This is a genomic window from Pseudonocardia oroxyli (genome assembly GCF_900102195.1).
Taxonomy (GTDB): domain Bacteria; phylum Actinomycetota; class Actinomycetes; order Mycobacteriales; family Pseudonocardiaceae; genus Pseudonocardia; species Pseudonocardia oroxyli.
This window is the reverse complement of record NZ_FNBE01000021.1, coordinates 26,592-51,980: the sequence shown is the minus strand read 5'-3', so window position 1 is coordinate 51,980 and position 25,389 is coordinate 26,592. Positions and strand designations below refer to the sequence as shown.

At 72.6% G+C, this 25,389-nt stretch carries 21 protein-coding genes; 10 read left to right on the top strand and 11 right to left on the bottom strand.

Annotation, left to right across the window (positions count from 1 at the left end; translation table 11 throughout):
* The first annotated feature begins 44 nt into the window (after window positions 1–44).
* Window positions 45–2,213 carry a glutamine synthetase III family protein gene (locus BLS43_RS26010; protein WP_093089341.1) on the top strand — a complete coding sequence of 723 codons (2,169 nt, stop codon included), beginning with the start codon at window positions 45–47 and terminating at the stop codon, window positions 2,211–2,213.
* Between the two features lie 76 nt (window positions 2,214–2,289).
* Window positions 2,290–2,955, top strand: a complete 666-nt coding sequence (locus BLS43_RS26005) for a pentapeptide repeat-containing protein (RefSeq protein ID WP_093089340.1) — start codon at window positions 2,290–2,292, stop codon at window positions 2,953–2,955.
* A 9-nt stretch (window positions 2,956–2,964) separates the two neighbouring features.
* Here BLS43_RS26005 and BLS43_RS26000 read toward each other — a convergent pair whose 3' ends face one another.
* Window positions 2,965–3,306, bottom strand: a complete 342-nt coding sequence (locus BLS43_RS26000) for a hypothetical protein (protein WP_093089339.1) — start codon at window positions 3,304–3,306, stop codon at window positions 2,965–2,967.
* Window positions 3,303–3,797: an NADPH-dependent FMN reductase gene (locus BLS43_RS25995; RefSeq protein WP_093089338.1), complete on the bottom strand. Its 495-nt coding sequence runs from the start codon at window positions 3,795–3,797 to the stop codon at window positions 3,303–3,305. The genes BLS43_RS26000 and BLS43_RS25995 overlap by 4 nt, the downstream gene beginning before the upstream one ends.
* 652 nt (window positions 3,798–4,449) lie before the next feature.
* Between BLS43_RS25995 and BLS43_RS25990 the strand changes: the two genes are divergently transcribed.
* Genes BLS43_RS25990 through BLS43_RS25980 form a run of 3 tightly spaced genes read left to right on the top strand, consistent with a single transcriptional unit; the run spans window position 4,450 to window position 8,392 of the window.
* Window positions 4,450–4,818 (top strand): bifunctional 3-phenylpropionate/cinnamic acid dioxygenase ferredoxin subunit, encoded by a 369-nt coding sequence (locus tag BLS43_RS25990; RefSeq protein ID WP_093089337.1) that lies wholly within the window; start codon window positions 4,450–4,452, stop codon window positions 4,816–4,818.
* Window positions 4,815–7,199, top strand: a complete 2,385-nt coding sequence (locus BLS43_RS25985; protein ID WP_093089336.1) for a GcvT family protein — start codon at window positions 4,815–4,817, stop codon at window positions 7,197–7,199. Before BLS43_RS25990 ends, BLS43_RS25985 begins: the two co-directional genes overlap by 4 nt.
* Window positions 7,200–7,225: 26 nt before the next feature.
* Window positions 7,226–8,392 (top strand): aromatic ring-hydroxylating oxygenase subunit alpha, encoded by a 1,167-nt coding sequence (locus tag BLS43_RS25980; protein ID WP_093089427.1) that lies wholly within the window; start codon window positions 7,226–7,228, stop codon window positions 8,390–8,392.
* 52 nt (window positions 8,393–8,444) lie between these two features.
* Here the strand turns inward: BLS43_RS25980 and BLS43_RS25975 are convergent, their stop codons facing one another.
* Entirely contained in the window at window positions 8,445–9,389 is a 945-nt protein-coding gene (locus BLS43_RS25975) for a DUF808 domain-containing protein (protein ID WP_093089335.1), read from the bottom strand.
* A 124-nt stretch (window positions 9,390–9,513) separates the two neighbouring features.
* On the bottom strand, window positions 9,514–10,293 hold the full coding sequence (locus BLS43_RS25970; protein WP_218130017.1) for an IclR family transcriptional regulator: 780 nt from the start codon (window positions 10,291–10,293) through the stop codon (window positions 9,514–9,516).
* Between the two features lie 70 nt (window positions 10,294–10,363).
* On the opposite strand from BLS43_RS25970, the gene BLS43_RS25965 reads away from it, so the two are divergent.
* From BLS43_RS25965 to BLS43_RS25955, 3 genes are read left to right on the top strand one after another with little or no spacing between them, the layout of a single operon-like run.
* Window positions 10,364–11,827: an aldehyde dehydrogenase family protein gene (locus tag BLS43_RS25965; RefSeq protein WP_093089334.1), complete on the top strand. Its 1,464-nt coding sequence runs from the start codon at window positions 10,364–10,366 to the stop codon at window positions 11,825–11,827.
* A gap of 2 nt (window positions 11,828–11,829) precedes the next feature.
* Complete coding sequence (locus tag BLS43_RS25960) at window positions 11,830–13,341, top strand: APC family permease (RefSeq protein ID WP_093089333.1); 1,512 nt, start codon at window positions 11,830–11,832, stop codon at window positions 13,339–13,341.
* On the top strand, window positions 13,338–14,897 hold the full coding sequence (locus BLS43_RS25955) for a GMC family oxidoreductase (RefSeq protein ID WP_093089332.1): 1,560 nt from the start codon (window positions 13,338–13,340) through the stop codon (window positions 14,895–14,897). Before BLS43_RS25960 ends, BLS43_RS25955 begins: the two co-directional genes overlap by 4 nt.
* A gap of 7 nt (window positions 14,898–14,904) precedes the next feature.
* Here BLS43_RS25955 and BLS43_RS25950 read toward each other — a convergent pair whose 3' ends face one another.
* From BLS43_RS25950 to BLS43_RS25940, 3 genes are read right to left on the bottom strand one after another with little or no spacing between them, the layout of a single operon-like run.
* Complete coding sequence (locus tag BLS43_RS25950; RefSeq protein ID WP_093089331.1) at window positions 14,905–16,194, bottom strand: patatin-like phospholipase family protein; 1,290 nt, start codon at window positions 16,192–16,194, stop codon at window positions 14,905–14,907.
* A gap of 23 nt (window positions 16,195–16,217) precedes the next feature.
* Window positions 16,218–16,982 (bottom strand): helical backbone metal receptor, encoded by a 765-nt coding sequence (locus tag BLS43_RS25945; RefSeq protein ID WP_093089425.1) that lies wholly within the window; start codon window positions 16,980–16,982, stop codon window positions 16,218–16,220.
* On the bottom strand, window positions 16,976–17,890 hold the full coding sequence (locus BLS43_RS25940; protein ID WP_176921552.1) for a LysR family transcriptional regulator: 915 nt from the start codon (window positions 17,888–17,890) through the stop codon (window positions 16,976–16,978). Before BLS43_RS25940 ends, BLS43_RS25945 begins: the two co-directional genes overlap by 7 nt.
* 68 nt (window positions 17,891–17,958) lie before the next feature.
* Between BLS43_RS25940 and BLS43_RS25935 the strand changes: the two genes are divergently transcribed.
* The gene (locus BLS43_RS25935; RefSeq protein WP_245707823.1) at window positions 17,959–19,161 is read left to right on the top strand and encodes an MFS transporter; all 1,203 of its coding nucleotides are present in this window, start codon (window positions 17,959–17,961) and stop codon (window positions 19,159–19,161) included.
* 56 nt (window positions 19,162–19,217) lie between these two features.
* Here BLS43_RS25935 and icmF read toward each other — a convergent pair whose 3' ends face one another.
* From icmF to BLS43_RS25920, 3 genes are all read right to left on the bottom strand, one after another.
* Complete coding sequence (gene icmF, locus BLS43_RS25930) at window positions 19,218–22,433, bottom strand: fused isobutyryl-CoA mutase/GTPase IcmF (RefSeq protein ID WP_093089329.1); 3,216 nt, start codon at window positions 22,431–22,433, stop codon at window positions 19,218–19,220.
* 125 nt (window positions 22,434–22,558) lie between these two features.
* Window positions 22,559–23,554 (bottom strand): serine/threonine-protein kinase, encoded by a 996-nt coding sequence (locus tag BLS43_RS25925; protein ID WP_176921551.1) that lies wholly within the window; start codon window positions 23,552–23,554, stop codon window positions 22,559–22,561.
* Between the two features lie 214 nt (window positions 23,555–23,768).
* Entirely contained in the window at window positions 23,769–24,068 is a 300-nt protein-coding gene (locus tag BLS43_RS25920; protein WP_093089327.1) for a hypothetical protein, read from the bottom strand.
* Between the two features lie 61 nt (window positions 24,069–24,129).
* Between BLS43_RS25920 and BLS43_RS25915 the strand changes: the two genes are divergently transcribed.
* Window positions 24,130–24,858 (top strand): maleylpyruvate isomerase family mycothiol-dependent enzyme, encoded by a 729-nt coding sequence (locus tag BLS43_RS25915; RefSeq protein WP_093089326.1) that lies wholly within the window; start codon window positions 24,130–24,132, stop codon window positions 24,856–24,858.
* Here the strand turns inward: BLS43_RS25915 and BLS43_RS25910 are convergent.
* Complete coding sequence (locus tag BLS43_RS25910; RefSeq protein ID WP_093089423.1) at window positions 24,855–25,388, bottom strand: GNAT family N-acetyltransferase; 534 nt, start codon at window positions 25,386–25,388, stop codon at window positions 24,855–24,857. The genes BLS43_RS25915 and BLS43_RS25910 overlap by 4 nt on opposite strands.
* Window position 25,389: the final 1 nt, after the last annotated feature.

The following is a 25,389-nucleotide window of genomic DNA, read 5'->3' as shown; positions in this document are numbered from 1 at the left end:
AGGCTCAGGCGCGAGACCAGAGCCCCGAAGCAGAGGACCGCCCCATGAGTGGAAATGCCGCGCGCCTGCAGGCGATCTCGGCCGTCGAGGCCTATGTGCCGCCCGCCGTCAGCTTCGTGGCGGGAGAGGCCCCGGGGGAGATCTTCGGCGAGAACGTGTTCAGCCGGTCGGTGATGCAGAAGCGGCTGCCGAAGTCCGTGTTCAAGTCGGTCACGGCGACGATCGAGAAGGGCGCCAAGCTGGACCCGGTCGTCGCGGACGCGGTCGCCTCGGCGATGAAGGACTGGGCGCTGGAGAAGGGCGCCACGCACTACGCGCACGTCTTCTACCCGCTCACCAACCTCACGGCCGAGAAGCACGACAGCTTCCTGGAGCCGACCACGGACGGCATGGCGCTCGCCGAGTTCGCGGGCAAGACGCTGATCCAGGGCGAGCCGGACGCGTCGAGCTTCCCGAACGGCGGCCTGCGCAACACCTTCGAGGCCCGCGGCTACACGGGCTGGGACGTGACCAGCCCCGCGTACGTGCTGGAGAACCCGAACGGCAACACCCTGTGCATCCCCACGGTCTTCGTGTCGATGACCGGTGAGGCGCTGGACCACAAGACCCCGCTGCTGCGCAGCCAGCAGGCCATGGGGCGCCAGGCCGAGCGGATCCTGACGCTCTTCGGGCACGTGGCCCCCGAGCACGTGGTCAGCTTCTGCGGGCCGGAGCAGGAGTACTTCCTGGTCGACCGGCACTTCGCGGTGGCCCGGCCGGACCTGCTGAACGCGGGCCGCACCCTCTTCGGCGCCCCGCCGCCCAAGGGCCAGGAGTTCGACGACCACTACTTCGGCGCCATCCCCGAGCGCGTGCTCGGCTTCATGATGGACACCGAGCGGGAGCTGTTCAAGCTCGGCATCCCGGCCAAGACCCGGCACAACGAGGTCGCGCCCGGCCAGTTCGAGGTCGCGCCGATGTTCGAGCGCGGCAACGTCGCGAGCGACCACCAGCAGCTGCTGATGACCACGTTCAAGACCCTCGCGCGCAAGCACGGCCTGGAGATCCTCTTCCACGAGAAGCCGTTCGCGGGCGTCAACGGGTCGGGCAAGCACGTCAACTGGTCGCTCGGCAACTCCGAGCTCGGCTCGTTGCTCGTGCCCGGCGACACCCCGCACCAGAACGCCCAGTTCCTCGTGTTCTGCGCCGCGGTCATCCGGGCGGTGCACCAGTACGGCGGGCTGCTGCGGGCCTCGGTGGCCAGCGCCACCAACGACCACCGGCTCGGCGCCAACGAGGCCCCGCCCGCGATCATCTCGATCTTCCTCGGCGACCAGCTCGCGGACGTCTTCGAGCAGATCGCGGAGGGTGAGGCCACCTCGTCGAAGGGCAAGGGCGCCATGCAGATCGGCGTCGACACCCTGCCGGTGCTGCCGACCGACCCCGGCGACCGCAACCGGACGAGCCCGTTCGCCTTCACCGGCAACCGCTTCGAGTTCCGCGCGCCGGGCAGCCAGCAGACCGTCGCGGCGCCGATCGTCACGATCAACACGATCATGGCCGACTCGCTGGACTACTGCGCCACGGTGCTGGAGCAGGCCGAGGGCGACTTCGACGCCGCCGTCCAGGCCCTGCTCAAGCAGATCATCACCGACCACGGCGCGGTGATCTTCAACGGGGACGGCTACTCCGAGAAGTGGCAGCTGGAGGCGGCCGAGCGCGGCCTGCTGAACCTGCGCACCACGCTGGACGCGCTCCCGCAGCTCATCACCCTCGAGGCGATGGCCCTGTTCGAGAAGTACGGGGTGTTCAACGAGCGCGAGATGCACTCGCGGTACGAGATCGCGCTCGAGCAGTACGCGATGACCGTCAGCGTGGAGGCCAAGCTCACGGCGGAGATGGGCACCACCCAGATCCTGCCCGCCGCCGTCCGCTACCAGACGGAGCTGGCGCAGAACGCCGCCACGCTCAAGGCCGCCGGGATCGACCCGGACCTCGGCGCCCTCACCGAGGTGACCGAGCAGGTCGCCGCGCTGCGGTCCGCGTTGGCCACGCTGAAGGCCGAGCTCGCGGACGACAGCGCCGAGAGCACCGTCGCGGAGGCCGAGCACGCGGGGGAGAAGCTGCTGCCCGCCATGGCCGCGGTCCGCGCCGCGGCGGACGCCCTCGAGGGAATGGTGGCGGACGACCTGTGGCCGCTGCCCACCTACCAGGAGATGCTCTTCATCCTCTGACCGAACCCGTGAGTGGCGATGGTCGCTCTGGCGACCATCGCCACTCACGGGTCGGGGTGGGCACTACCGTGCCGGGGTGCCCCGCAAGCCGCGTACGACCAAGACCGCACCCGACCGCCCCGACCTCCCGCCCCGCTTCGACCCCGCTCCGGCGCCCGAGGACGGGGCGGTCTGGGACGGGGTGGAGGCGGGGCCGGACACGGAGTTCCCCGAGCACGTCGCGGACCTGCGGCTGCACGAGTGCCGGCTGCGCGGGGTGACCCTGTCCGGGCGCACCCTGTCCGGCCTGCACTGCCGGGACACCGAGTTCGTGAACTGCGACCTCTCCGGCGCGGTGCTGGACGACGCGGTGTTCACCCGGGTCACCTTCACCGACTGCCGGTTCACCGGCGCCGAGCTGAACGGGGCCGGCCTCACGGACGTCCGCATCGAGGGCTCGCGCGCCGACCTCGTCCGGCTGCGAATGGCCAAGGGCACGTTCCTGCACGTCGAGGACACGGTGCTGCGCGGTGCGGACCTCTACCGGTTCACCGCGAAGGACTGCGCGCTGCGTCGCTGCGACCTCACCGACGCCGTGCTGGACGACGCCCGGCTGGCGGGCACCGACCTGCACGGCTCGACGTTGGACTCGATCCGCGGCCCGCTCGCCCTCGCCGGCACCCGGATCGGGCCCGACCAGCTCGTCTCCGTGGGTGCACTGTTCCTCGCCGCCCACGGGGTGCAGGTCACCGAGGCGGGCTGACGGCCCGGCTCAGCGCGAGTCGGACAGGATCGCGGAGACCCGCTGGCGGCTCACCCCGAACAGCTTCCCGATCCGGGTGATCGAGACCTGCTCGCGCTGCAGGGCGCGTGCCTCCTCCCGCCGGAACCGCCCGCCGACGGCGCCGAGGTCGTCGAGCGCGCGGGCGAGGGCCTCGACGATCAGCGGCCGGTCCTCGCGTTCGACGATGGCGTGCCAGCTCGTGCCCCCGGCGCGCAGCCGCTCCAGCTCCGCCACGCGCTCGCGGGCCTGCGTCAGCTCGGCCATGGTGCGGTCGAGCTGCGCGCCGAGCGCACGCAGGGCACCCAGGGCGGGGTCCGCGGTCTCGCTCACCGCAGTGCGGTCAGCGCGTCCGCGACGGGCTTCCACCGCTCGACGTAGGCCGCCAACTCCGGGCCGTCCCACGCCGAGTCGACGAGGTAGAGGCCGGGCAGCGCGCACGTGCCGCCGATCTCGGAGAGCACGGGCTTGAGCGTGAGGTCCGGGGCGAGGAAGTGCGTCGGCCCGCCGCCCAGCATCAGCGGGACGGCCACGACGTCCTTCAGCCCGGTCCCGCCCTCGAACTGGTCGAGGAACAGCTTGAGCAGGCCGGTGTAGGTGGCCTTGTACGTGGGGCTGGCGAACACCACCAGCGAGGACGCCTGGACGGTCTTCTTCGCGGCGCCGACCGCCTCGTCACCCCACCCCAGCAGGCCGGGGCCCAGCTCGGCCAGCTCGATCACGTGGTCGGGGGCGGCGCCGGTGAGCTGCTCGGCGAGGGCGGTGCCCGCGGCGGTGGTGCGGCCTCCGGCCTTGGGGTTGCCGACGACGACGGTGACGGTCACTGCGGTGCTCCTGACTCGGGAGTGCTCGGACCCCGTCAGCATTCCATCCCGAGGGCGCCGCGGAGCCGTCCGCCGACGCACGCCACGCGCTCGTCGCAGCACCTTCGGTGGGGCCCGCTCCCGTGACCAGCGGCGGCGCTGCGGGCGACACACCCGGGAGTCGGCGCCCGACCAGCGCCGTCCTCCGCTCGGCGCGCCGGGACGGGCCCCCGCGTGCGGGCTCGTCACCCGTTTGAGAACGTGGTCGGGCCAGCCCCCCTCGGACAGCGCAGGAGACATGCACGTGAAGAACATCGGACGCGCCCTCGGCAAGTTCAGCTCCGGGCTCCTCGGAGCCCTGGGCGTCCTCGGCGGCTGGAACCGCGGCCGCCGGGCGAGCTCGCGCTGAACCGGTTCCCTCCGAAGGCCCCGCGGCATCCGCCGCGGGGCCTTCGTCGTCCTCGGGGCCGCCCGCGGTCGGGGCCGCGCTGAGCCGATCGGACCAGCGCCGTATTACCTCTGCTTTTCCGAACCGGACAGATGGGTTTCGGGCGCGCGGAACCTCTTGACAGCCTCCCCCCGTGGGCCTCACCGTGTTGCGTGTCGTGCTGAGCGTTTCGCACTACGCACTGACACCCCGTCTGTCACACCGGCATCACGAGGACGCGGCACCATGATCTACGCCTGCCAGCTCACCGACCTCCCCCGAGGCGGATCCCTGCAGCTCAGCGACCTCGCCGGCAGCCCGCCGGTGGCGTTGTTCCACACCGAGGACGGCGAGCTGTTCGCCGTCGACGACACCTGCACCCACGCGGACGCCTCGCTCGCCGAGGGCTTCGTCGAGGACTGCGCGGTCGAGTGCCCGCTCCACGCGGCGATCTTCGACCTGCGCACCGGCGAGGCGGACGGGATGATCGCGACCTACCCGGTCCGCACGCACACCGTGGTGGTCTCCGACGGGCAGGTGTACCTGCAGCTGTCCGATTCGTCGCCGGCCGTCCCGCACCTGCCCCTCTCGGCGCGCCGCGCGACCGCCTCATGAGCTCCCCACGCGTGGTCGTGATCGGCTCCGGTGTGGTCGGGGCGGCCGTCGCGGACGAGCTGACCGAGCGGGGCTGGACGGACGTGACGGTCCTCGACCGCGGGGCCCTGGCCCTGCCGGGCGGGTCCTCCTCGCACGCCCCCGGCCTGGTGTTCCAGGCCAACCCGAACCGCACCATGGGCCGGTTCGCCCGGTACACGGTCGAGAAGCTCTCCGGGTTGGACGTCGACGGCCTGTGGTGCTTCAACCAGGTCGGCGGGCTGGAGGTCGCGACCCTGCCGGAGCGGGTCGACGAGCTGCACCGCCGCCAGGGACACCTCGCCTCGATCGGTGTCCCCGCGCAGGTCGTGGGGCCGCAGGAGTGCGCGCGGCTGCACCCGCTCGTCGAGCAGGACGCGGTCCTCGCGGGGCTGCACATCCCGACCGACGGCCTGGCCAAGGCGCCGCGCGCGGTGGAGGCCCAGGCCCGGCGCGCGACGGCGCGCGGAGCCCGGTTCCTCGGGGAGCAGCGGGTCGTCGAGATCGTGCAGGCGGGCGGGCGGGTCACCGCGGTCCGCACCGAGACCGACACCTTCCCGGCGGACTTCGTGGTGCAGTGCACCGGGTTCTGGGGCCCGCTGACCGGCGCGCTGGTCGGTCTGCCCACGCCGCTGCTGCCCATGGCGCACCAGTTCGCCCGCACCGCGCCGGTGCCGGGGCTGGCGGACCTCGGCACACGCGAGGCGGCCGCGCCGATCCTGCGCCACCAGGACAAGGACCTGTACTTCCGCGAGTTCGGCGCGCGGCTGGGCATCGGCTCCTACGCGCACCGGCCGATCCCGGTCGACCCGGCGAACCTGCCGACGCACACCGACATGCCGTCGTCGCTCGACTTCACCCCCGAGGACTGGGCCCCGGCCTACGCCGACGCTCGGGCCCTGCTCCCGGCCCTGCAGGGCGTCGAGATCGAGCACGGGTTCAACGGCGTCTTCTCCTTCACCGCGGACGGCATGCCGCTGCTCGGCGAGCACCCCACGCTGTCCGGGTACTGGGTCGCCGAGGCCGTGTGGGTCACGCACTCCTGCGGCGTCGCCCGGGCGCTGGCCGAGTGGATGGTGGACGGCCACCCGTCGCTCGACGTGCACGCCTGCGACCTCAACCGGTTCACCGAGGCCCAACGCTCGCCCGCCTACGTGGAGCAGCGGGCCTCGCGGAACTTCGCGGAGGTCTACGACATCCTCCACCCGCTGGACCCGCCCGCGGCCCCGCGCCCGATGAGCACCTCGCCGTTCCACCCGCGCCACGCGGAGCTCGGCGCGGTGTTCGGCGAGATCGGCGGCTGGGAGCGGCCGCTGTGGTTCGCCTCCAACGCCGCCGCACCGGCACCCGAGCGGGACGCGTGGGCCGCGAAGCACTGGTCGCCCATCGCGGTCGGGGAGGCCCTCGCCACCCGCGAGACGGTGGCGCTCTACGACATGACCCCACTGACCCGCGTCGAGGTCTCCGGACCCGGGGCCTGCGCCTTCCTCGACGGCCTGACCAGCAACGCGGTGGACGTCGCGGTGGGCAGGGTGGTCTACACCCTCATGCTGACCGCCGCGGGCGGGGTGCTGTCGGACCTCACCGTGACCCGGCTCGGCGCGGAGCTGTTCCAGGTCGGCGCGAACGGCGAGGTGGACGTCGACCGGCTGCGCAGGCTCGCCCCGGCCGGGGTGTCGGTCCGGGACGTCACGGCCGGGACCTGCGGAGTCGGCCTGTGGGGCCCGCGCGCGCTCGACGTCCTGTCCGCCGTCTCGACCGACGACCTCACGTTCGGCTACTTCCGCGCCCGCACGATCCACGTCGGCGCGATCCCGGTGCTGGCCCTGCGGGTGTCCTACGTCGGGGAGCTGGGCTGGGAGCTCTACACCTCCGCCGACCAGGGCCTCGCGCTGTGGGACGCGCTGTGGGCCGCCGGTGCCGAGCACGGCATGATCGCCGCGGGCCGCCACGCCTTCACCAGCCTGCGTCTGGAGAAGGGGTACCGGGCCTCCGGCGCGGACATGACCAGCGAGGACACCGCCGTCGAGGCGGGGCTGACCTTCGCGGTGAAGCCGGGGGAGTACCCCGGTGCCGCCGCGACGCTCGCAGAGCCGCGGCGGCGGCTCGTCCCGCTCCAGCTCGACCCCGCCCACGCGGTGCTGGGGAGCGAGCCGGTGTTCGCGGGCGAGGCGTGCGTCGGGTACGTGACCAGCGCGGCCTACGCCCCATCGATCGACGCGTTCCTCGCCTACGCCCGGGTGCCGACCGCCCTGGCCGAGTCGGGGACCGCGTTGACCGTGCAGTACGTCGGGGAGCGGCTGCCCGCCGTCGTCGTCTCCGAGCCCGTGTTCGATCCCGAGGGGAAGCGGCTGCGCCCATGACCGAGACGGAGCTCGCGGAGTCGACCATGACAGAGACGGAGCTTGCGGAGTCGACCAGGAACACCGCCGCGCTCGAACGGCCCGCCGCCAGCCTCGTCCCGACGCTGGCGGGCCACTGGTACACCGATCCCGCGATCTTCGCGGCGGAGCAGGAGCGGATCGTCGAGGCGGGGTGGGTGTGCGTCGCGCTCGCCGCGGACCTCGACGCACCCGGCGCCTACCGCACCGTGCAGGTGGGGCGGGAGTCCGTCGTCGTCGTGAAGGGGCGGGACCGGGCCATCCGGGCCTTCTTCAACGTCTGCCGACACCGCGGCGCGCAGCTGTGCGTGGAGCCCGCGGGGCAGGTGCGGAACAAGCTCCAGTGCCCCTACCACGCCTGGACCTACGACCTGACGGGCAAGCTCATCGCCGCCCCGAACCTCACCGAGATGCCGGACGTCGACCGCGTCGTCAACGGCCTCGCCGCCGTCGCGGTGCGGGAGTGGCTCGGCTACGTCTGGGTGTGCGTGGCGCCCGAGCCGCCGTCGTTCGAGGACGAGGTGATCGGCGCCGTGGTCACCCGGCTCGGCGACGTGGAGTCCATCGACCACTACGGCGTCGAGAACCTGCGGCTCGCGCGGCGGATCAGCTACGACGTGAGGTCGAACTGGAAGCTGATCGTCGAGAACTTCATGGAGTGCTACCACTGCGCCACGATCCACCCGGAGCTCACCGAGGTGCTCCCGGAGTTCGCGGACGGCTACGCCGCCCAGTACTACGTGGGCCACGGCGCGGAGTTCGGCGCCGCGGTGGAGGGCTTCACGGTCGACGGGTCCGCGGGCCACGCCCGCATCCCGACCCTCGACGACGCGCAGGACCGCAAGTACTTCGCCATCACGATCCGCCCCGGCGTGTTCGTGAACCTCGTGCCGGACCACGTGATCGTCCACCGGATGACCCCGGTGGCGGCGGACCGCACGCTGGTGGAGTGCGACTGGCTGTTCCTGCCCGAGGTGGTGGAGTCCGGCGCGGACGTCGACCGCTCCGTCGAGCTGTTCCACCGGGTCAACAGCCAGGACTTCGCGGCCTGCGAGCGCACCCAGCCCGCCATGAGCAGCCGGGTGTACGCGAACGGCGGCAACCTCGTGCCGAGCGAGCACCACATCGCCGAGTTCCACCACTGGGTGCGGGCCCGCCTCTCCCCACCGAGATGAACCTCAGGCCTGTTCGATCATGGTCGGCATCGCCCTCAGGTTCATCTCGGGCTCAGTGGTGGGCGCGCTTGCGGGGGAGCAGGTGCAGCACGGCGACGACGATCGCGCCCACCACCGCGCCGACGACGGCGGAGAGGGCGGTGTTGGTGAGCCAGCCGAGGACGCCGCCGAGCGGGCCGGTGGCGTCGTGCACCAGCAGCTCGACGTGGTGGACCAGCGCGTAGGGCGGGTGGAAGCCCAGCTCGTCGACGCCGACGAGCAGGATGTGCCCGCCCACCCACAACATCGCCACCACGCCCACGACCGACAGCACGGCGAGCACGATCGGCATGGCGCGCACCAGCCCGCGGCCCAGCGCGCTCACCGCGGCCGACTCGCGGTCGGCCAGCAGGAGCCCGAGGTCGTCCATCTTCACGATCAGCGCGACGACGCCGTACACCAGCGCGGTGATCCCGATGGCCACCGCGACCAGGATGATCGCCCGCGCGAGGAAGGCCTCGGTCGCCACCTCGTTGAGCGCGATGACCATGATCTCGGCCGAGAGGATGAAGTCGGTCCGCACGGCGCCGGAGACGACCTTCTTCTCGTGGGCGACCGGGTCCGCCGCGGCCTCGGCGTTCGTCTCCTCCGGTGCCGGGGCGTGCCCGGAGAGCTTCTCCCAGATCTTCTCCGCGCCCTCGTAGCAGAGGTAGAGCCCGCCGCACATCAGGATCGGCGTGAGCAGCCACGGCGCGAGCCAGCTCAGCAGCAGCGCCGCGGGCACGATGAACAGGAGCTTGTTGCGCAGCGACCCGACGGCGATCCGGCGGATGATGCTCAGCTCGCGCTGGGGCTTGAGGCCCTGGACGTAGCGGGGGGTCACGGCGGCGTCGTCGACCACGACGCCCGCCGCCTTCGCGCCGGCCCGCCCGGCCGCGCCCGCGATGTCGTCCAGCGAGGCGGCGGTGAGCCGCACGAGCGCGGCCACGTCGTCGAGGAGTGCGAACAGCCCGCTCAACGCTCTCCCCCGCTGCGCGGGCTCGGCGCTTCGCGCAGGCGCTGCGCCGATGATTCGCTCGCAAGCTCGCTCATCGAAGCTCCGGATTCGTCACGAAACGGAGCCTACGGGGTGGATGCCCGCTTCACTCCCACCAACCCATCCGGCGCGAGACCTCCGCGGCGGCGCCGACGACGGTCGGGGCGAGGTCGTCGATGCGGGCGGGCGGGAGGCGGTAGGCGGGCCCGGCGAGGGACAGCGCGCCCACGACCCCGCCCGTCTGGTCGCGGATGGGGGCGGCGACGGCGTTGAGGCCGATCTCGTACTCCTCCAGCACCGTCGCGTACCCCCGCGCGCGCACCTGCTCGAGGTCGACCTCGAGCGCGTCCCGGCTGGTCAGCGTGCTGTCGGTGAAGCGCTCCAGCTCCAGGTCCTTGAGCAGGGGCCCGAGGTCGGCGGGGTCGAGCCAGGCGATCAGGGCCTTGCCGCTGGACGTGCAGTGCAGCGGGGTGATCCGACCGATCCAGTTGTAGGACAGCACCGTCGACGGCCCGCGGGCCTGGTGGACGTTGACCGCGTACCGCTGCTGCAGGACGGCGATGTTCACGGTCTCGCCGAACTCCAGGGCCAGCCGCTCGCACGCGTCCCGGCCCATCCGCGTCACGTCCAGCCTGCCGGACACCGCACCGGCGAGGGGCACCAGCCCGAAGCCCAGCCGGTACTTCCCGCGGTCGGTCGCCTGCTCCACCAGCCCGCGTTCCTCGAGGGCGCCGAGCAGCCGGAAGGCCGTGGACTTGTGCACGTCGAGCTCGCCCGCGACCTCGCTGACCCCCGCCTCACCGCGGCGCGCCAGGATCTCGAGCACCGTGATGGCGCGGTCCACGGACTGCACGCCCCCGTCCCGCGCGCGCTCCGTGTTGCTCATGGCGAAACTATACGCAGCGGTAACGGGGATCCGCTTGACCGGGCACGGAGATCAGGAGGACTCTCACCGCGTGCCCGATCTGTTCATCGACGGTGTGTGGACCTCCGGCTCCGGAGGGTCCGCGCCGGTGGTGAACCCGTTCGACGCCTCGGTGGTGCGCACCGTGGACCAGGCGGGCGAGGTGGACGTGGACCGGGCGGTCGCGGCGGCCCGGCGGGCGTTCACCGGGCCGTGGCGGGCGGTCGAGGCGCCCGAGCGCGGCGCGTTGCTGCGCCGGATCGCGGACCTGCTGGTGCGCGACAAGGAGGAGATCGCGCACACCGAGACCCTCGACACCGGCAAGACGCTGACCGAGAGCCGGATCGACGTCGACGACGTCACCGCCGTCTTCCGCTTCTACGCCGACCTGGCCGACAAGGACGCCGGACGCCTGGTGGAGACCGGGCAGCCCGCCGTGATCAGTCGGGTCGTGCACGAGCCGGTGGGGGTGTGCGCGCTCGTCACGCCGTGGAACTACCCGCTGCTGCAGCTGTCCTGGAAGGTCGCGCCCGCGCTGGCCGCGGGCAACACGATGGTGATCAAGCCGTCCGAGGTCACCCCGCTCACCTCCCTGCACCTGGTGACGCTGTGCGCGGAGGCGGGGGTGCCCGCGGGCGTGGTCAACATCGTGCTCGGGGACGGGCCGTCGGTCGGCGCGCCGCTCACGGCGCACCCGGACGTCGACATGGTCAGCTTCACCGGCGGCCTGGCCACCGGGCGGGCGATCATCCGGGCGAGCGCCGAGACGGTGAAGCGCACCGCGGTGGAGCTGGGCGGCAAGAACCCGAACATCATCTTCGCGGACACGGACTTCGAGCTGGCCGTGGACTACGCGATGCTCGCCGTGTTCCTGCACTCCGGCCAGGTCTGCTCGGCGGGCGCGCGGCTCATCGTCGAGGAGCCGCTGGCGGAGCGGCTGGTGGACGAGATCGCCGCGCGGGCCTCCCGGATCCGGCTGGGCAACGGCCTGGAGCCGGGCGTCGAGGTCGGCCCGCTGGTCTCCGAGGCCCACCGCGCGAAGATCGAGGCGTTCGTGGCGAGCGCCCGCGAGCAGGGCGCCACGGTCGTCGTCGGTGGTGCCCGGCCCACCGACCCGGCGCTGCAGAAGGGCTTCTTCTACCTGCCGACCGTGATCACCGACGTGCGGCGGGACATGCGGGTGATCCGCGAGGAGACCTTCGGCCCGATCCTCACGGTGGAGCGGTTCACCACCGAGGAGGAGGCCCTGGAGCTGGGCAACGACACCGAGTACGGCCTGGCGGGCGCGGTGTTCACCCAGGACATGGGCCGGGCGCAGCGGGTCGCCGCGGGCCTGCGCCACGGCACGGTGTGGATCAACGACTACCACCCGTACGTGCCCGGGGCCGAGTGGGGCGGGATGAAGCGCTCGGGGAACGGGCGCGAGCTCGGGCCCACGGGACTGCACGAGTACCAGGAGATCAAGCACGTCTGGCAGAACACGGCGCCGACGCCACAGGGGTGGTTCAGGGGGTAGGAATGTCGCAGGGCAGCACCGACGACGGTCTCTCCGAGTTCGGCTACAGCCAGTCGCTGGACCGGAGCATCGGAAGGTTCGCCAGCTTCGCCGCCGGGATCAGCTACATCTCGATCCTGACGGGCACGTTCCAGCTCTTCTACTTCGGCTTCGCCTTCGGTGGCCCCGTCTACTGGTGGTCGTGGCCGGTGGTGTTCGTCGGGCAGCTCATGGTCGCGCTGTGCTTCGCCGAGCTGGCGGGCCGCTACCCGGTCGCCGGATCGGTCTACAACTGGTCGAAACGCCTCGCGGGCCCGACGACGTCCTGGCTGGCGGGCTGGATGATGTTCACGGCGTCCGTGGTCACCGTGACCGCGGTGGTGCTGGGCTACCAGCTCACGCTGCCGCAGATCTGGTCCGGCTTCCAGTTCGTCGGGGACGGCACCGGGGAGAACGACTACCAGCTCAACGCGGTGATCTGGGGTGCGGTCCTGATCCTGTTCACCACGCTGGTCAACGCCTTCGGCGTGAAGCTGATGACCCGGATCAACTCCGCCGGGGTGTTCATCGAGCTGATCGCCGCGGTGCTGATCGTGATCGCGCTGGGCGTCAACATCGTCAACCCGCCGTCGGTGCTGTTCGACACCGGCGGCATCGGCGAGGGCGCCCCGGGCGGGTACTTCGGCATGTTCCTCATCGCCGCCCTGGCCAGCGCGTACGTGATGTACGGCTTCGACACGGCGTCGTCGCTGGGGGAGGAGACGGTGGACCCGCGCCGGACGGCGCCCTCGGCGATCCTGCGCGCGGTGATCGCCAGCTTCGTCATCGGCGGGCTCATCCTGCTCTTCGCCATCCTGGCCATGCCGAACCTCGCCGACCCGGCGCTGGGGGAGTCCAGCGGCGGGCTGCAGCTGGTCATCCTCACCGTGCTCGGCGGGCCGATCGGCACGCTGTTCCTGATCTGCGTGGTCATCGCGGTGACCGTCTGCGCGCTGGCCGTGCACACCGCCGGGATCCGGCTGATGTTCGCCATGGCGCGGGACAACGCGCTGCCCGGCGGCGCGCGGCTCGCCCGGGTCGACCCGAAGCGCAAGACGCCGGTGGTGCCCGCCGTGCTGATCGGCGTCGCCGCGGTCGTCATCCTGCTGATCAGCGTCGGGGTGCCGGAGATCTTCACGGCCGTGACGTCGGTGGCGATCATCATGATCTACATCGCGTACCTGCTGGTCACGGTGCCGCTGCTGGTCAAGCGGCTGCGCGGTGAGTGGTCCGGTGGGGAGGGCGGCTACTTCTCGCTGGGGCGCCTCGGGCTGCCCGTGAACATCATCGCGGTGCTGTGGGGTGCCGCGATGGCGATCAACCTCGCCTGGCCCCGCGCGGACGTCTACGGCGAGGGCTGGATCAGCTGGATCGCCTTCATCTTCATCGGGCTGGTGATGGGGATCGGGCTGCTGTGGTTCCGGCTGCGCGGGCGGCACCGGCTGGGCACGCTGCCCGAGCACGTGGCGAAGCAGATCGAGCAGGAGGCTCCGTGAGCGAGGGTACGACCCGGGAGTTCGACTACGTCGTCGTCGGCGGGGGGTCGGCGGGCTGCGCGCTCGCCGCCCGGCTGTCGGAGGACCCGTCGGTGCGGGTCTGCCTGCTGGAGGCCGGCCCGTCCGATGTGGACGATCCCGCGATCCTCCGGCTGGAGGACTGGATGTTCCTGCTGGACAGCGGGTACGACTGGGACTACCTCGTCGAACCGCAGCAGCACGGCAACTCGTTCCTCCGCCACGCCCGCGCCAAGGTGCTGGGCGGCTGTTCCTCGCACAACTCCTGCATCGCCTTCTGGACCCCGCGCGAGGACCTCGACGAGTGGGCCGCGGGCGGCTGCGAGGGCTGGTCGGCGGACGAGTGCTGGCCGCTGATCCGGCGCCTGGAGACCAACGACGGCCCGTGGGAGGGGCACGGCCGCAGCGGACCCGTGAACCTGCGCCAGATCCCGCCGGAGGACCCCTGCGGGGTGGCCGTGCTGGAGGCCTGCGCCGGCGTCGGGCTGCCGACGGTGCGGTTCAACGAGGGCGTCACGATCACCGAGGGCGCCGGCTTCTTCCAGATCAACGCCCTCCCGGACGGCACGCGCTCGTCGGCGTCGGTCAGCTACCTGCACCCCGTGCTGGGCTCGCGCCCCAACCTCGAGATCCACACGGACTGCTGGGCCTCGCGCGTGCTGTTCGACGGGACCCGGGCCACCGGCGTCGAGTTCCAGCGCGGCATCGGGCCGGGCCGCGAGACGGTGACCGCCCGCCGCGAGGTCGTCCTCTCCGCGGGCTCCATCGACACCCCGAAACTGCTCATGCTCTCCGGCATCGGACCGGCGGAACACCTGCGGGACTTCGGGATCGACGTCCTGGTCGACGCGCCCGGCGTCGGCGCCAACCTCGACGACCACGTCGAGGGCCTGGTCATGTGGGACGCCGCCCGCCCCATGGTCACCCGCTCCACCCAGTGGTGGGAGATCGGGCTGTTCCACCGCACCGAGCCCGGCCTGGACCGGCCGGACCTGATGATGCACTACGGCTCGGTGCCGTTCGACCTCAACACGGTCCGCTGGGGCTACCCCACCACGGACAACGGCTTCTGCCTCACCCCGAACGTCACGCGCGGGCGGTCCCGCGGCACGGTCCGCCTGCGCAGCCGGGACTTCCGGGACCGCGCCCGGGTCGACCCGCGGTACTTCACCGACCCCGAGGGCCACGACATGCGCGTGATGACCGAGGGGATCCGGCTCGCCCGCCGGATCGCCGAGCAGCCCGCGCTGAAGGAGTGGATCGCCACCGAGCTGGCCCCCGGCCCGGACGCCGTGACCGACGACGAGCTCGAGGACTACATCGTCAAGACCCACAACACCGTCTACCACCCGGCCTGCACGGTGCGGATGGGGCCCGCGACCGACCCGCTGGCGCCGCTGGACCCGCAGCTGCGGGTCCGGGGGGTCGAGGGGCTACGGGTCGCGGACGCCTCGGTGCTGCCGTTCCTCCCGGCCATCAACCCCAACATCACCACGATGATGGTGGGCGAGAAGTGCGCCGACCTCCTCCGCGCCTGAGCGGACACTAGGCACGGGCGAGGCGGAGGTGGGTGATCCGGCGGCCCTGGAAGTCCGCCTGGGCCACGCACTCCTGCGCCCGGCCCTCGCCGCTCAGCCGCAGGGTCCAGGTGACCCGGTCCTGGGCGATCTGCTTGCGGGAGCTGTCGATGCGCAGGTCGCGGGTCAGCAGGTCGGACACGAAGGCGTGCAGCTTCGCCGGGTCCCGCTCCCGCCCGTCGAAGGGTGGGAACGGCGGCTCGGCGAGCAGCGTCGCTCCCGGCGCGGCGAGGGCGAGGATGGCGGTGGCGTCCCGCGCGGCGAAGGCCCGCTCGAACTCCAGCGCCCCGATGAACCGGTCCGCCTGCGCCCGCCCCTCCGCGATCAGCCTGCGCAGGAACCGGTCGTCCCGGTTCATCTTCGACGCGGGCCCGAGCCGCCGGGGCAGCACCCGGCGCGGCAGCTCCAGCACCCGCACCACGACGTGCCGGAACGGGCCTCCGGGGCGCAGCCTGCCCTCGTCGAGCAGGCGGTCGGTCTGCTCGATGAAGGCCAGCTCCTGGTAGAGGGACAGGTTGCCCGCCAGCTCGTTGCGGCGGTCGGCGATCTGGACGATGGTGCGCGGCTCGTGCTCGATGGCCGTCGGGTTGATCTGGATGACCCAGATCTCGTCCGGCTCGACCTCGAGCAGGTCGCGCACCGGCGGGTTCTGCGAGAACAGCCCGTCCCAGTAGGTGCCGCCGCCGGTGCGCACCGCCCGGAAGAGCTGCGGGATCGCCGCGGAGGCGAGCACGCTGTCCACGCCGATCCGGTCCCGGCGGCTGTGGAAGGCGCGGAAGCGGCCGGACAGGACGTCGACGGCGCCGAGCACGAGCAGCGGGAGCGCACCCTCCCGGTCGGTGCCGATCGCCTCGAAGTCGACGTGTCGGGAGACCAGCGCACGGAACACGTCGGCGCCGCCGAGCGCCTTCGGAACCAGGTACGGGCTGATCCCGGGGAAGAGGTCGAGGTTCTGCAGGACGCCCGCCGACACCAGGGCCGCGTTCGCCATCCGGTCGACGAGCCCGCGGGCGGCGTTGTCCCGCCAGAACCGCTCCAGGCGCCTGCCCACACCCGCCCGGTCGCCCTCGGTGAGAGCCTGCCAGGCCAGCAGGGCGCAGATCGCGCCGCCGGAGGTCCCGGACAGCCCGACGACCTCGTAGCGGCGCAGCTCCTCGGCCTCGAGCAGGCCGCCGAGCACGCCTGCGGTGAACGCCGTGTGGCTGCCCCCGCCCTGGCAGGCGATGGCGACGCGGCGCGGCCTCCGGGAAACCGTCACGTCTGGTTCCTACCGGGTCCCGGTCACCCCTGGGCGGCGGAGAGACGCAGCGCACGCGGGAGAACGGTGGCCGCCTCCACGAGCGAGGGCCCGTACCAGGTCAGTAGGCGCCCGCTGACCAGCACGGACGGCGCGGCGAAGGCCTCCGGGCCGTCCTCGGCGGTGAAGGTGTACGGCTCGTCCGGGAGGATCACGAGATCGTGCGGGGGCAGGTCGTCGGGAGTGAACCGCGGGTAGCGCTCGGGGGAGTCGGCGAGGACGTTGTCGACGCCGAGGCGGGCGAGGACGGCGCCGGTGAACGTGTCCGAGCCGCAGGCCATCCACGGCTTGCGCCAGATGGGGACGACCGCGCGGAGCCGCCGGGTGGGCTCGGGCAGATCCCACCGCCTGCGGGCCTCCTCCAGCCACGGGACCGCGTCGAAGCCGCAGGCCGCGAGCATGCGGCCCAACGAGTCCAGCCCGCCGTCGACCGTGCGGATGTCCGTGACGTACACCGCGAGCCCCGCCGCGCGCAGCGCGGCGATGTGCTCGGGTTTGTTCTCCTCCTGGTTGGCCAGCACGACGTCCGGTGCCAGGGAGACGATCGCCTCGACGTCCGGGTTCTTCGTGCCCCGGATGCGCGGGACGTCGAGGTCGGCGGGGTGCGTGCACCAGTCCGTGGCGGCCACCAGGCGCGTGCGGTCGGTGGCCCCGATCGCCTCGGTCAGCGACGGGACCAGGGACACGATCCGGTCGGCGCGGGGGATCCGGAGCGCGGTGCCCTCGTCGTCGGTCGCGGAGATCACCATGGGCTCCACGGTAGGCCACGGTCGCGGACGAAGTCGGCGAACGTCCGGGCGGGGGTGCTCGGCTCCCGCTCGCGGGAACGCACCAGCCCGATGGTCCGGACCGTGCGCGGCGCCGTCACCCGCAGCTCGACGACGCCCGGGGGCGGCCCGTGGTGGGACACCGGCACCAACGCCACCCCCAGTCCCGCCCCGACGAACCCGCGGACCGTCGCCGAATCCGCCGACTCGAACGCGGGCCGCGGGGTGAACCCGGACTCGCGACACCAGCGGTCGACCGCCGCCCGCAGGCCGTTGCCCGGCAGGAACCCGATGAGCCGCTCGCCCGCGATCTCCCGCAGCGCCACCCCGGGCCGCGCGGCGAGCGGATGGTCCGCCGGGACGGCGAGGCGCAGCTCCTCCTCGCCCAGCGGGTCCGCCGCGAGCCCGGTCTCCGCGGGCAGCGGCGAGGTCAGGGCGAGGTCGGCCGCATCCTCCCGGACCCAGTCCAGCAGCGTGTGGTGCGGGGCCTGCCGCAGCTCGAAGCGGATGCCGGGCGCGGTGGCGCGGAACTCGCCGATCAACCGGGGCACCACCTCCGTCCCGAGGGTGGGCAGGAAGGCGAGCGTGACCCGACCGGTCACCCCGTCGACCTCCCCGGCCAGCTCGCGGGCGCCGGTGGCCAGCTCGGCGAGGGCGCGTTCGGCGTAGCGCAGCAGGCCGCGGCCCTCCCGGGTGAGCCGCACGGCCCGCCCCGAGCGGGCGAACAGCGGGGTGCCGATCTCGGCCTCCAGCCGGGCGATGCCGCGGGAGAGCGTCGACTGCGGGACCCCGAGCTCGTCCGCCGCCTGCGTGACGTGTTCGGCCCGGCCCACCGCCACGAACCACCGCAACCGCGGGACCAGGGCCGCCATCACCCGCTCGTCATCCATTTCTGCATGATGACACCTCTGAACATGCATTGGACGCATGCTGGCCGGGCTCGTACGGTCGGTGAGCGATGACAACGACCTCGACGACGATCCTGCTGCACGAACGCGGCACCACCGGCTTCCGACGGCTCGGCCTCGCCATGTGGTGCACCGGCCTGGCCACGTTCGTGCTGGTCTACGCAGTGCAGGGCCTGTTGCCCACGTTCGCCGCGGAGTTCGGGGTGTCGTCGGGGACCTCGAGCCTGGCGCTGTCGGCGACCACGCTGACGCTCGCGCTGGCCGTCGTCCCGCTGTCGGCCGTCGCCGAGTCCTGGGGCCGGGCGCGGGTCATGACGGCGGCGCTGACCGCCTCGGCGGTCCTGGGCCTCGTCGCGCCGCTCGCCCCGACCTTCGGCGTGCTGGTGGCGGTCCGGGCGCTGCAGGGGATCGCGCTGGCGGCCCTGCCCGCCCTGGCGATGTCTCACGTCAGCCGCGAGGTCGCGCCGCGACACCTGGGCGGGGCGATGGGCCTGCTGATCGCGGGCAACACGATCGGCGGGCTGTCCGGGCGGCTGATCGCGACGGCGGTGGCCGACCTGGCCGGCTGGCGGGTCGCCCTGCTGGTGGTGGGGCTGGTGTCGTTGGCGTGCACCGTCGCGTTCCGCCTGCTGCTGCCGCCGTCGGTGGCGCCCGCCGTGCCCGCGCGCCGCCCCGACCTGCGGCTCCACCTGCGCGACCCGGGGCTGCGGTGCCTGTTCGGCATCGGGTTCCTGCTGATGGCCGCGTTCGTGACGGTCTACAACTACCTCGGCTTCCGGCTACTCGCCGCGCCCTTCGGGCTGCCCGCCACGGTCGTCGCACTGATCTTCCTCGGCTACCTGGCGGGATCCTACGCCTCGACGGCGGCGGGTCGGCTGGGTGACCGGTTCGGCAGGCCGCGGGTGCTGTGGGCGGGCATCGCGGTCGCCCTGCTCGGGGCCTGGGCGACGGCGCCATCGTGGCTGCCCGCCGTGCTCGCCGGCCTGGTGGTGCTCACCGTGGGCTTCTTCGCCGGACACTCCCTCGCGAGCAGCTGGGTGGGGCGGCGCTCGTCCCTGCTGGAGGGCGGGTCCCCGGCGGTGGCGGCCTCGCTGTACCTGTTCGGCTACTACGCGGGCAGCAGCGTCGGCGGCACGGTCGGCGGGATCGCGTACGACCACCTCGGCTGGGCCGGGGTGGTGGGGTACGTGACGGTCCTCCTGCTGGGCGCGCTGGCCCTCGCCCTCCGCCTCACAACCCGTGAGCGGCGATAGTCGCCAGAGCGACCATCGCCGCTCACGGGTGGGGGCGCGCTGACCAGGCGCGGGTCCTACATGTTCCGGCGGTACTGGCCACCGACCTCGAAGAAGGCGTCGGTGAGCTGGCCCAGGGAGCAGACGCGCGCGGCCTTCACGAGCTCGTCGAAGACGTTCCCGTCCCCGGTGGCGACGTCCTGCAGCCTGCGCAGCGCCTGCTCGGCCTCGGCCTTGTGGCGGGACTGGAAGTCCGCCAGGCGCTCCAGCTGGGACTGCTTCTCCGCCTCCGTGCCGCGGGCCAGCTCGATCTCCAGCGGCTCCTCCTCACCCTCCTTGCGGAAGGTGTTGACGCCGATGATCGGCAGCTCGCCGGTGTGCTTGCGGTGCTCGTAGAGCATCGACTCGTCCTGGATCTTGCCGCGCTGGTAGCCGGTCTCCATCGCGCCGAGCACGCCGCCGCGCTCGGAGATCCGGTCGAACTCGGCCAGCACGGCCTCCTCGACGAGGTCGGTCAGCTCGTCGGCGACGAACGAGCCCTGGAGGGGGTTCTCGTTCATCGACAGGCCCCACTCCTTGTTGATGATCATCTGGATGGCCATCGCGCGGCGCACCGACGACTCGGTGGGGGTGGTGATCGCCTCGTCGTAGGCGTTGGTGTGCAACGAGTTCGCGTTGTCGTAGAGCGCGCAGAGGGCCTGCAGCGTGGTCCGGATGTCGTTGAAGTCCATCTCCTGCGCGTGCAGCGACCGGCCCGAGGTCTGCACGTGGTACTTCAGCTTCTGGGACCGCTCGTTCGCGCCGTACTTCTCGCGCATCGCCACGGCCCAGATCCGCCGCGCCACCCGGCCGATGACCGTGTACTCGGCGTCCATGCCGTTGGAGAAGAAGAAGGACAGGTTGGGCGCGAAGTCGTCGATCGCCATGCCCCGCGCGAGGTAGCTCTCGACGAACGTGAACCCGTTGGACAGCGTGAAGGCCAGCTGGCTGATGGGGTTCGCCCCGGCCTCGGCGATGTGGTACCCCGAGATCGAGACGGAGTAGAAGTTCCGCACCTTGTGCCGGATGAACCACTCCTGGATGTCCGCCATCATCCGGAGCGAGAACTCGGTGGAGAAGATGCAGGTGTTCTGCCCCTGGTCCTCCTTCAGGATGTCCGCCTGCACCGTGCCGCGGACGTTCGCGTAGGCGAACGCGGTGAGCTCCTCGCGCTCCGCCGCGTCCGGCTCGCGGCCCTCCTCGTCGACGAAGCGCGCGATCTGCTGGTCCACGGCGGTGTTCAGGAAGAACGCCAGGATCGTCGGCGCCGGGCCGTTGATCGTCATGGACACCGACGTGCTGGGGGAGCAGAGGTCGAAGCCCGCGTAGAGCTCCTTCATGTCGTCCAGCGTCGCGATCGAGACGCCGGACGTGCCGACCTTGCCGTAGATGTCGGGGCGGGTCGCCGGGTCGTGCCCGTAGAGGGTCACCGAGTCGAACGCCGTCGAGAGCCGCTTGGCCTCGGAGTCCGCGGACAGGTACTTGAAGCGTCGGTTCGTGCGGAACGGGTCGCCCTCACCCGCGAACATCCGCGCCGGGTCCTCGCCCTCCCGCTTGAACGGGAACACGCCTGCGGTGAAAGGGAACCTCCCGGGCAGGTTCTCCTTGCGCAGGAAGCGCAGCAGCTCGGCGTCCTCGGTGTACTTCGGCAGCGACACTCGCGGGATCTTGTTGCCGGACAGGGTCTCCCGCGTCAGCGTGGTCCGCAGCTCCTTGTCGCGGACCTTCGTGACGAGCTCGTCCCCGGAGTAGTCCTCGACGACCTGCGGCCAGGTGTCGACCAGCTCCGCGGCCTCGCCCGAGAGGTCCTGCTCCGCCTTGTGCAGCGCCTCGTCGACGCTGGACCCGACGATCTCCTGCGCCGTGCGCAGGTGCTGGCGCACCCGGGCCTTGGTCGCCTCGGCCTCGGTCTGCGCGTGGTACCCGCGGACCGTCTCGGCGATCTCCGCCAGGTAGCGCACCCGCTCCGGGGGGATGACCGCGGCGTGGGTGTGCGAGGTCTTCGTGTCGACCTTCGGCAGCCGCCCGTCGTGCAGGACCAGGCCGTTCTCGGCGAGCAGGGTGCCGAGCTCCTGGTAGAGCGCGGTGACGCCGTCGTCGTTGAACGTGGCGGCGGAGGTGCCGAAGACCGGCATGTCCTCCCAGCTCGCGCCGAACTCCTCGCGGTTGCGGACGAGCTGGCGGCCGACGTCCCGGCGGGCGTCCTCGGCGCCGCGGCGCTCGAACTTGTTGATCGCCACGACGTCCGCGAAGTCCAGCATGTCGATCTTCTCGAGCTGGGACGCGGCGCCGAACTCCGGCGTCATCACGTACAGCGAGCGGTCGACGAACGGGACGATGCCGGCGTCGCCCTGGCCGATGCCCGGGGTCTCCACGACGACCAGGTCGAACGCGGCGGCCTTGAGCACGGCGATGACGTCGCCCAGGTTCTCGGGGATCACGCCGTCGTTGCCGCGGGTGGCCAGCGAGCGGAAGTAGACCTGGTCGCCCTTGAGCGAGTTCATCCGGATCCGGTCGCCCAGCAGGGCGCCGCCGCCCTTGCGGCGGGTCGGGTCCACGGCCAGGACGGCGATCCGGAGCTTGTCCTCCTGGTCGAGGCGGAAGCGGCGGACCAGCTCGTCGGTCAGCGAGGACTTGCCCGAGCCGCCGGTGCCGGTGATGCCGAGCACGGGGACGGTGCGCTCCGGGGCGCGCGCGAGCACGTCCGCGGGCAGCCGACCGGCCTCGGCCAGGGTGATCGCGCGGGCGAGCGTGGCCGTCTCACCGGTGAACAGCCCGTCGTAGGAGGCCGGGGGCTCGGCCGCCAGGTCGACGTCCGCCTCCCGGATCATCGTGTTGATCATCCCGGGCAGGCCCAGGCGCTGGCCCTCCTCGGGGGAGAAGATGTGCGCGACGCCCCGGCTGTGGAGGAGGTCGATCTCCTCCTGCACGATCACGCCGCCCCCGCCGCCGTAGACCTTGACGTGGCCCGCGCCGCGCTCGCGCAGCAGCTCGACCAGGTAGGAGAAGTACTCGACGTGCCCACCCTGGTAGGAGGACAGCGCGATGCCCTGCGCGTCCTCCTGGATGGCCGCGGTGACGACCTCGTCGACCGAGCGGTTGTGTCCCAGGTGGATCACTTCGGCGCCCTGCCGCTGCAGGATGCGCCGCATGATGTTGATGGCCGCGTCGTGTCCGTCGAACAGGCTCGCGGCGGTCACGAACCGGATGGGGTTCTTCGGGACGTACAGCTCGCTCGCGTCAGCACTGGCCATGGATCCTCCTGCACACCGTCGGACGTCATTTAGTTTGACGTCCTAGTATCTCCGGTGCAAGCGGTCCCGCTGTGACGTACGCGGAACCCGTGAGTGGCGATGGTCGCCATGGCGACCATCGCCACTCACAGGAGGGTGTCGAGGGCGGCGTGGACCTCCGCCAGGCTCGGACGAGACGACGGGTCGACGAGCAGGCAGCCGTCCAGCACGCTCGCGACGCGGACCGGGAGCCTGCGCCGCGAGCGCAGGCGCGGGGCGGGCTTGAGCAGCTGCGGGTAGACCCGCCCGAGGTCGGCGCGCGGGTGCGTGGTGTCGGTGCGGGACAGGCTGTGCGAGCCCGTGGCCTCGCGGTCCTCCACCCCGTCGGGGAACGGCCGCACGCCCGCCGCCGCCTCGTGCAGGACCACCCCGACCGCCCAGACGTCCGTCGCCGGGGTGACCGACCCGCCGACCACCTGCTCGGGGGCCATGTAGCGGGCGCTGCCCACCTCGGCGGGCGCCGGTCCGGGCGCGCGGGCCAGGGCGAGGTCGATGACCCGGGTGACCCCGGCGCTGATCACGATGTTGCTGGGCTTGACGTCGCAGTGCACCCGGCCGCGTTCGTGCAGGTAGCGCAGGGCCGAGCCGAGCTGCTGGCCGAGGTGCGCCAGCGCGGTCTCGGGGAAGCGGCCGTAGCCCTCGATCGCGTCCGACAGGGTGCCGCCGGGCAGCGACTCGAGGACGAGGACGGGGGCGGGTCCGCGCTCGTCGACCAGGTCCAGCAGCCGGACGATGTAGGGATGGCGCAGCGAGCGCAGCAGCTTCGCCTCGCGCAGCAGGCCGCGCTTGGTGCGCGGGTCCCCGACGAGGTCCGGGCGCAGCACCTTGACCACGGTGTGGCAGTGGTGGATGTGGCTCCACGCGTCGTAGGTGTCGTAGTCCTCGCCGCGCCGCAGGTGCTGGACCACGGTGTACCCCGGCGCGATCTCGCCCCCCGCGGTGATCGGCGGCGGTCCGTCCGGCACGAGCACCGGCGCGGCCGCGTGCCTGCCGATCGGCTCCTCGACGGCCTCCACCGCGTCCGGTTCGGACTGCGCGGGCGCGGCGTGCCGCGCAGGCGGCTGGACTGCCGCGGCGCTCACGGTGCCCACCTCGGCACTCGCCGGAGCGCGCACCGGTTCCCGACAATTCCCCCCATGCCCGCGATCCTCCCCCGTGCGGACGGCCCCGGCACGCCGGGAGGCGCCGGGAGCGCGCCGAGACGTCGCCCGGATGCGCCGGTCGGAAGAGTGTCATCGGGGAGGCCGCGCCGGGCCGGGGCGCCGCGGGTTCGCGTCGGGTCCACCCGAAAGGGCGTCACGCGGCCCGGGGCGACGGATCGACCTCGACGACGGTGCCCGGGACCACCGGTCCGCCGCCGCCCTCGGGGAGTGCCGCGGGCCTGCCGGCCGCCCGGTGCAGCAGGATGCGCCGATGCAGCACCCGGGCCGCCACCGTCGCCACGATCCCGAGCAGGGCCAGCCCGGCCCCGGAGGCGACGATCGGGACGATGCCGGCGTCCGGCAGGACCGCCATCAGGACGAACGACAGGAACGGCCACCACAGCAGGAACCGTCCGGGTCCACGTCGGGTCCACTCCGGGTGCTCGGCCGCCATGAGTCGGCTTTACCCCCTGCGGATGTACTTCAACCCGACACCAGCCTCTAGCGTGACGACCATGTACCGGGAGGCTCTCATCGCCGAGAACGCTCGCTTCGCCGCACTGGTCGGCGAGGTCGACCACGCCACGCCGATCCCCACGTGCCCGGGATGGGACGTGGTCAAGCTGCTGCGCCACCTCGGCCGCGGACACCGCTGGGCCGCGACCATGGTGGAGAACCGCGCCACCGAGGCCCTCGACCCCCTCGAGGTCCCGGGCGGCAAGCCGCCTGCGGACCTCGACGGCACGGTCGCCTGGCTGCGGGAGAGCGCCGCGGCGGTGCCCGCGGCGGTCGACGCCGTGGGCCCGGACGCTCCGGTGTGGACCTTCACCGGCCCGAAGCCCGCCGAGTGGTGGATCCGGCGCCGCCTCCACGAGGAGACGGTGCACCGCGCGGACCTGCAGCTCGCGGTGGGGCGGGAGATCGACCTGGCCCCCGAGCTCGCCGTCGACGGGCTGTCCGAGTGGCTGGACCTGCTGGTCGAGCGCGGCGGCGTGGGCGCGTCGATGTCGGCGGACCTGCACCTGCACGCCACCGACACCGACGACGGCGCGGGGGAGTGGACGATCCGGCCCGACGGCGGGGGACTGGCCTGGGAACCCGGGCACGGCAAGGCCGCCGCGGCCGTGCGCGGCCCGGCGGCCCTGCTGTTCCTCGCGCTCGTGCGGCGGGTGCCGCTGGAACGGCTGGAGGTGTTCGGCGACCGGACGGTGGTGGAGGACTTCCTGGCCGCCACGCCCTTCTAGCCGAGCTCCTCGGCGAGCAGGTCCATCAGCAGGCCGTCGTGCCAGGTGCCGTCGGGGCCGCGTTCGTAGCGGCGCAGCACCCCGACCCGCCGGAACCCGACGCGCTCGTAGCTGCGGATGGCCTTGACGTTGTCCGCGGCGGGGTCGATGGCGATGCGGTGGTGGCCGCGGTCGACGATCAGGTGCCGCGCCAGGGTCCGCACCGCGTCGGCGCCGAGCCCGCGCCCGTGCGCGCTCGGGGCCAGCGCGACGTCGATCCCCGCGTGCCGGTACTCCGGGTCGTCCTCCTCGTCGAAGCAGATCAGCCCGACGGTCTCGCGGAACGCCTCGATGGCGAAGCACTGCGCGCCGATCAGCTCGCGGGCCACCCGCTCCCGGTCGTAGCCCGGCCACCACCGCGCCACCTCCGGCTCGGTGAGGATCGCGAGGAACTCGTCCACGTGACGCTCCTCGGTGGGTCGCAGCACGACCGTCTGGCCGGCGAGGGCGCCGGAGTCGTCCGTCGCGTCCTCGCTCAGGGTGTGGCCCATC

Coding starts and splice junctions, on each gene's coding strand:
- BLS43_RS26010 (WP_093089341.1), top strand. CDS start 45: ATGAGTGGAAATGCCGCGCGCCTGCAGGCGATCTCGGCCGTCGAGGCC.
- BLS43_RS25990 (WP_093089337.1), top strand. CDS start 4,450: ATGATCTACGCCTGCCAGCTCACCGACCTCCCCCGAGGCGGATCCCTG.
- BLS43_RS25985 (WP_093089336.1), top strand. CDS start 4,815: ATGAGCTCCCCACGCGTGGTCGTGATCGGCTCCGGTGTGGTCGGGGCG.
- BLS43_RS25980 (WP_093089427.1), top strand. CDS start 7,226: ATGACAGAGACGGAGCTTGCGGAGTCGACCAGGAACACCGCCGCGCTC.
- BLS43_RS25970 (WP_218130017.1), bottom strand. CDS start 10,293: ATGAGCAACACGGAGCGCGCGCGGGACGGGGGCGTGCAGTCCGTGGAC.
- BLS43_RS25960 (WP_093089333.1), top strand. CDS start 11,830: ATGTCGCAGGGCAGCACCGACGACGGTCTCTCCGAGTTCGGCTACAGC.
- BLS43_RS25945 (WP_093089425.1), bottom strand. CDS start 16,982: ATGGTGATCTCCGCGACCGACGACGAGGGCACCGCGCTCCGGATCCCC.
- BLS43_RS25940 (WP_176921552.1), bottom strand. CDS start 17,890: ATGGATGACGAGCGGGTGATGGCGGCCCTGGTCCCGCGGTTGCGGTGG.
- BLS43_RS25935 (WP_245707823.1), top strand. CDS start 17,959: ATGACAACGACCTCGACGACGATCCTGCTGCACGAACGCGGCACCACC.
- icmF (WP_093089329.1), bottom strand. CDS start 22,433: ATGGCCAGTGCTGACGCGAGCGAGCTGTACGTCCCGAAGAACCCCATC.
- BLS43_RS25920 (WP_093089327.1), bottom strand. CDS start 24,068: ATGGCGGCCGAGCACCCGGAGTGGACCCGACGTGGACCCGGACGGTTC.
- BLS43_RS25915 (WP_093089326.1), top strand. CDS start 24,130: ATGTACCGGGAGGCTCTCATCGCCGAGAACGCTCGCTTCGCCGCACTG.
- BLS43_RS25910 (WP_093089423.1), bottom strand. CDS start 25,388: ATGGGCCACACCCTGAGCGAGGACGCGACGGACGACTCCGGCGCCCTC.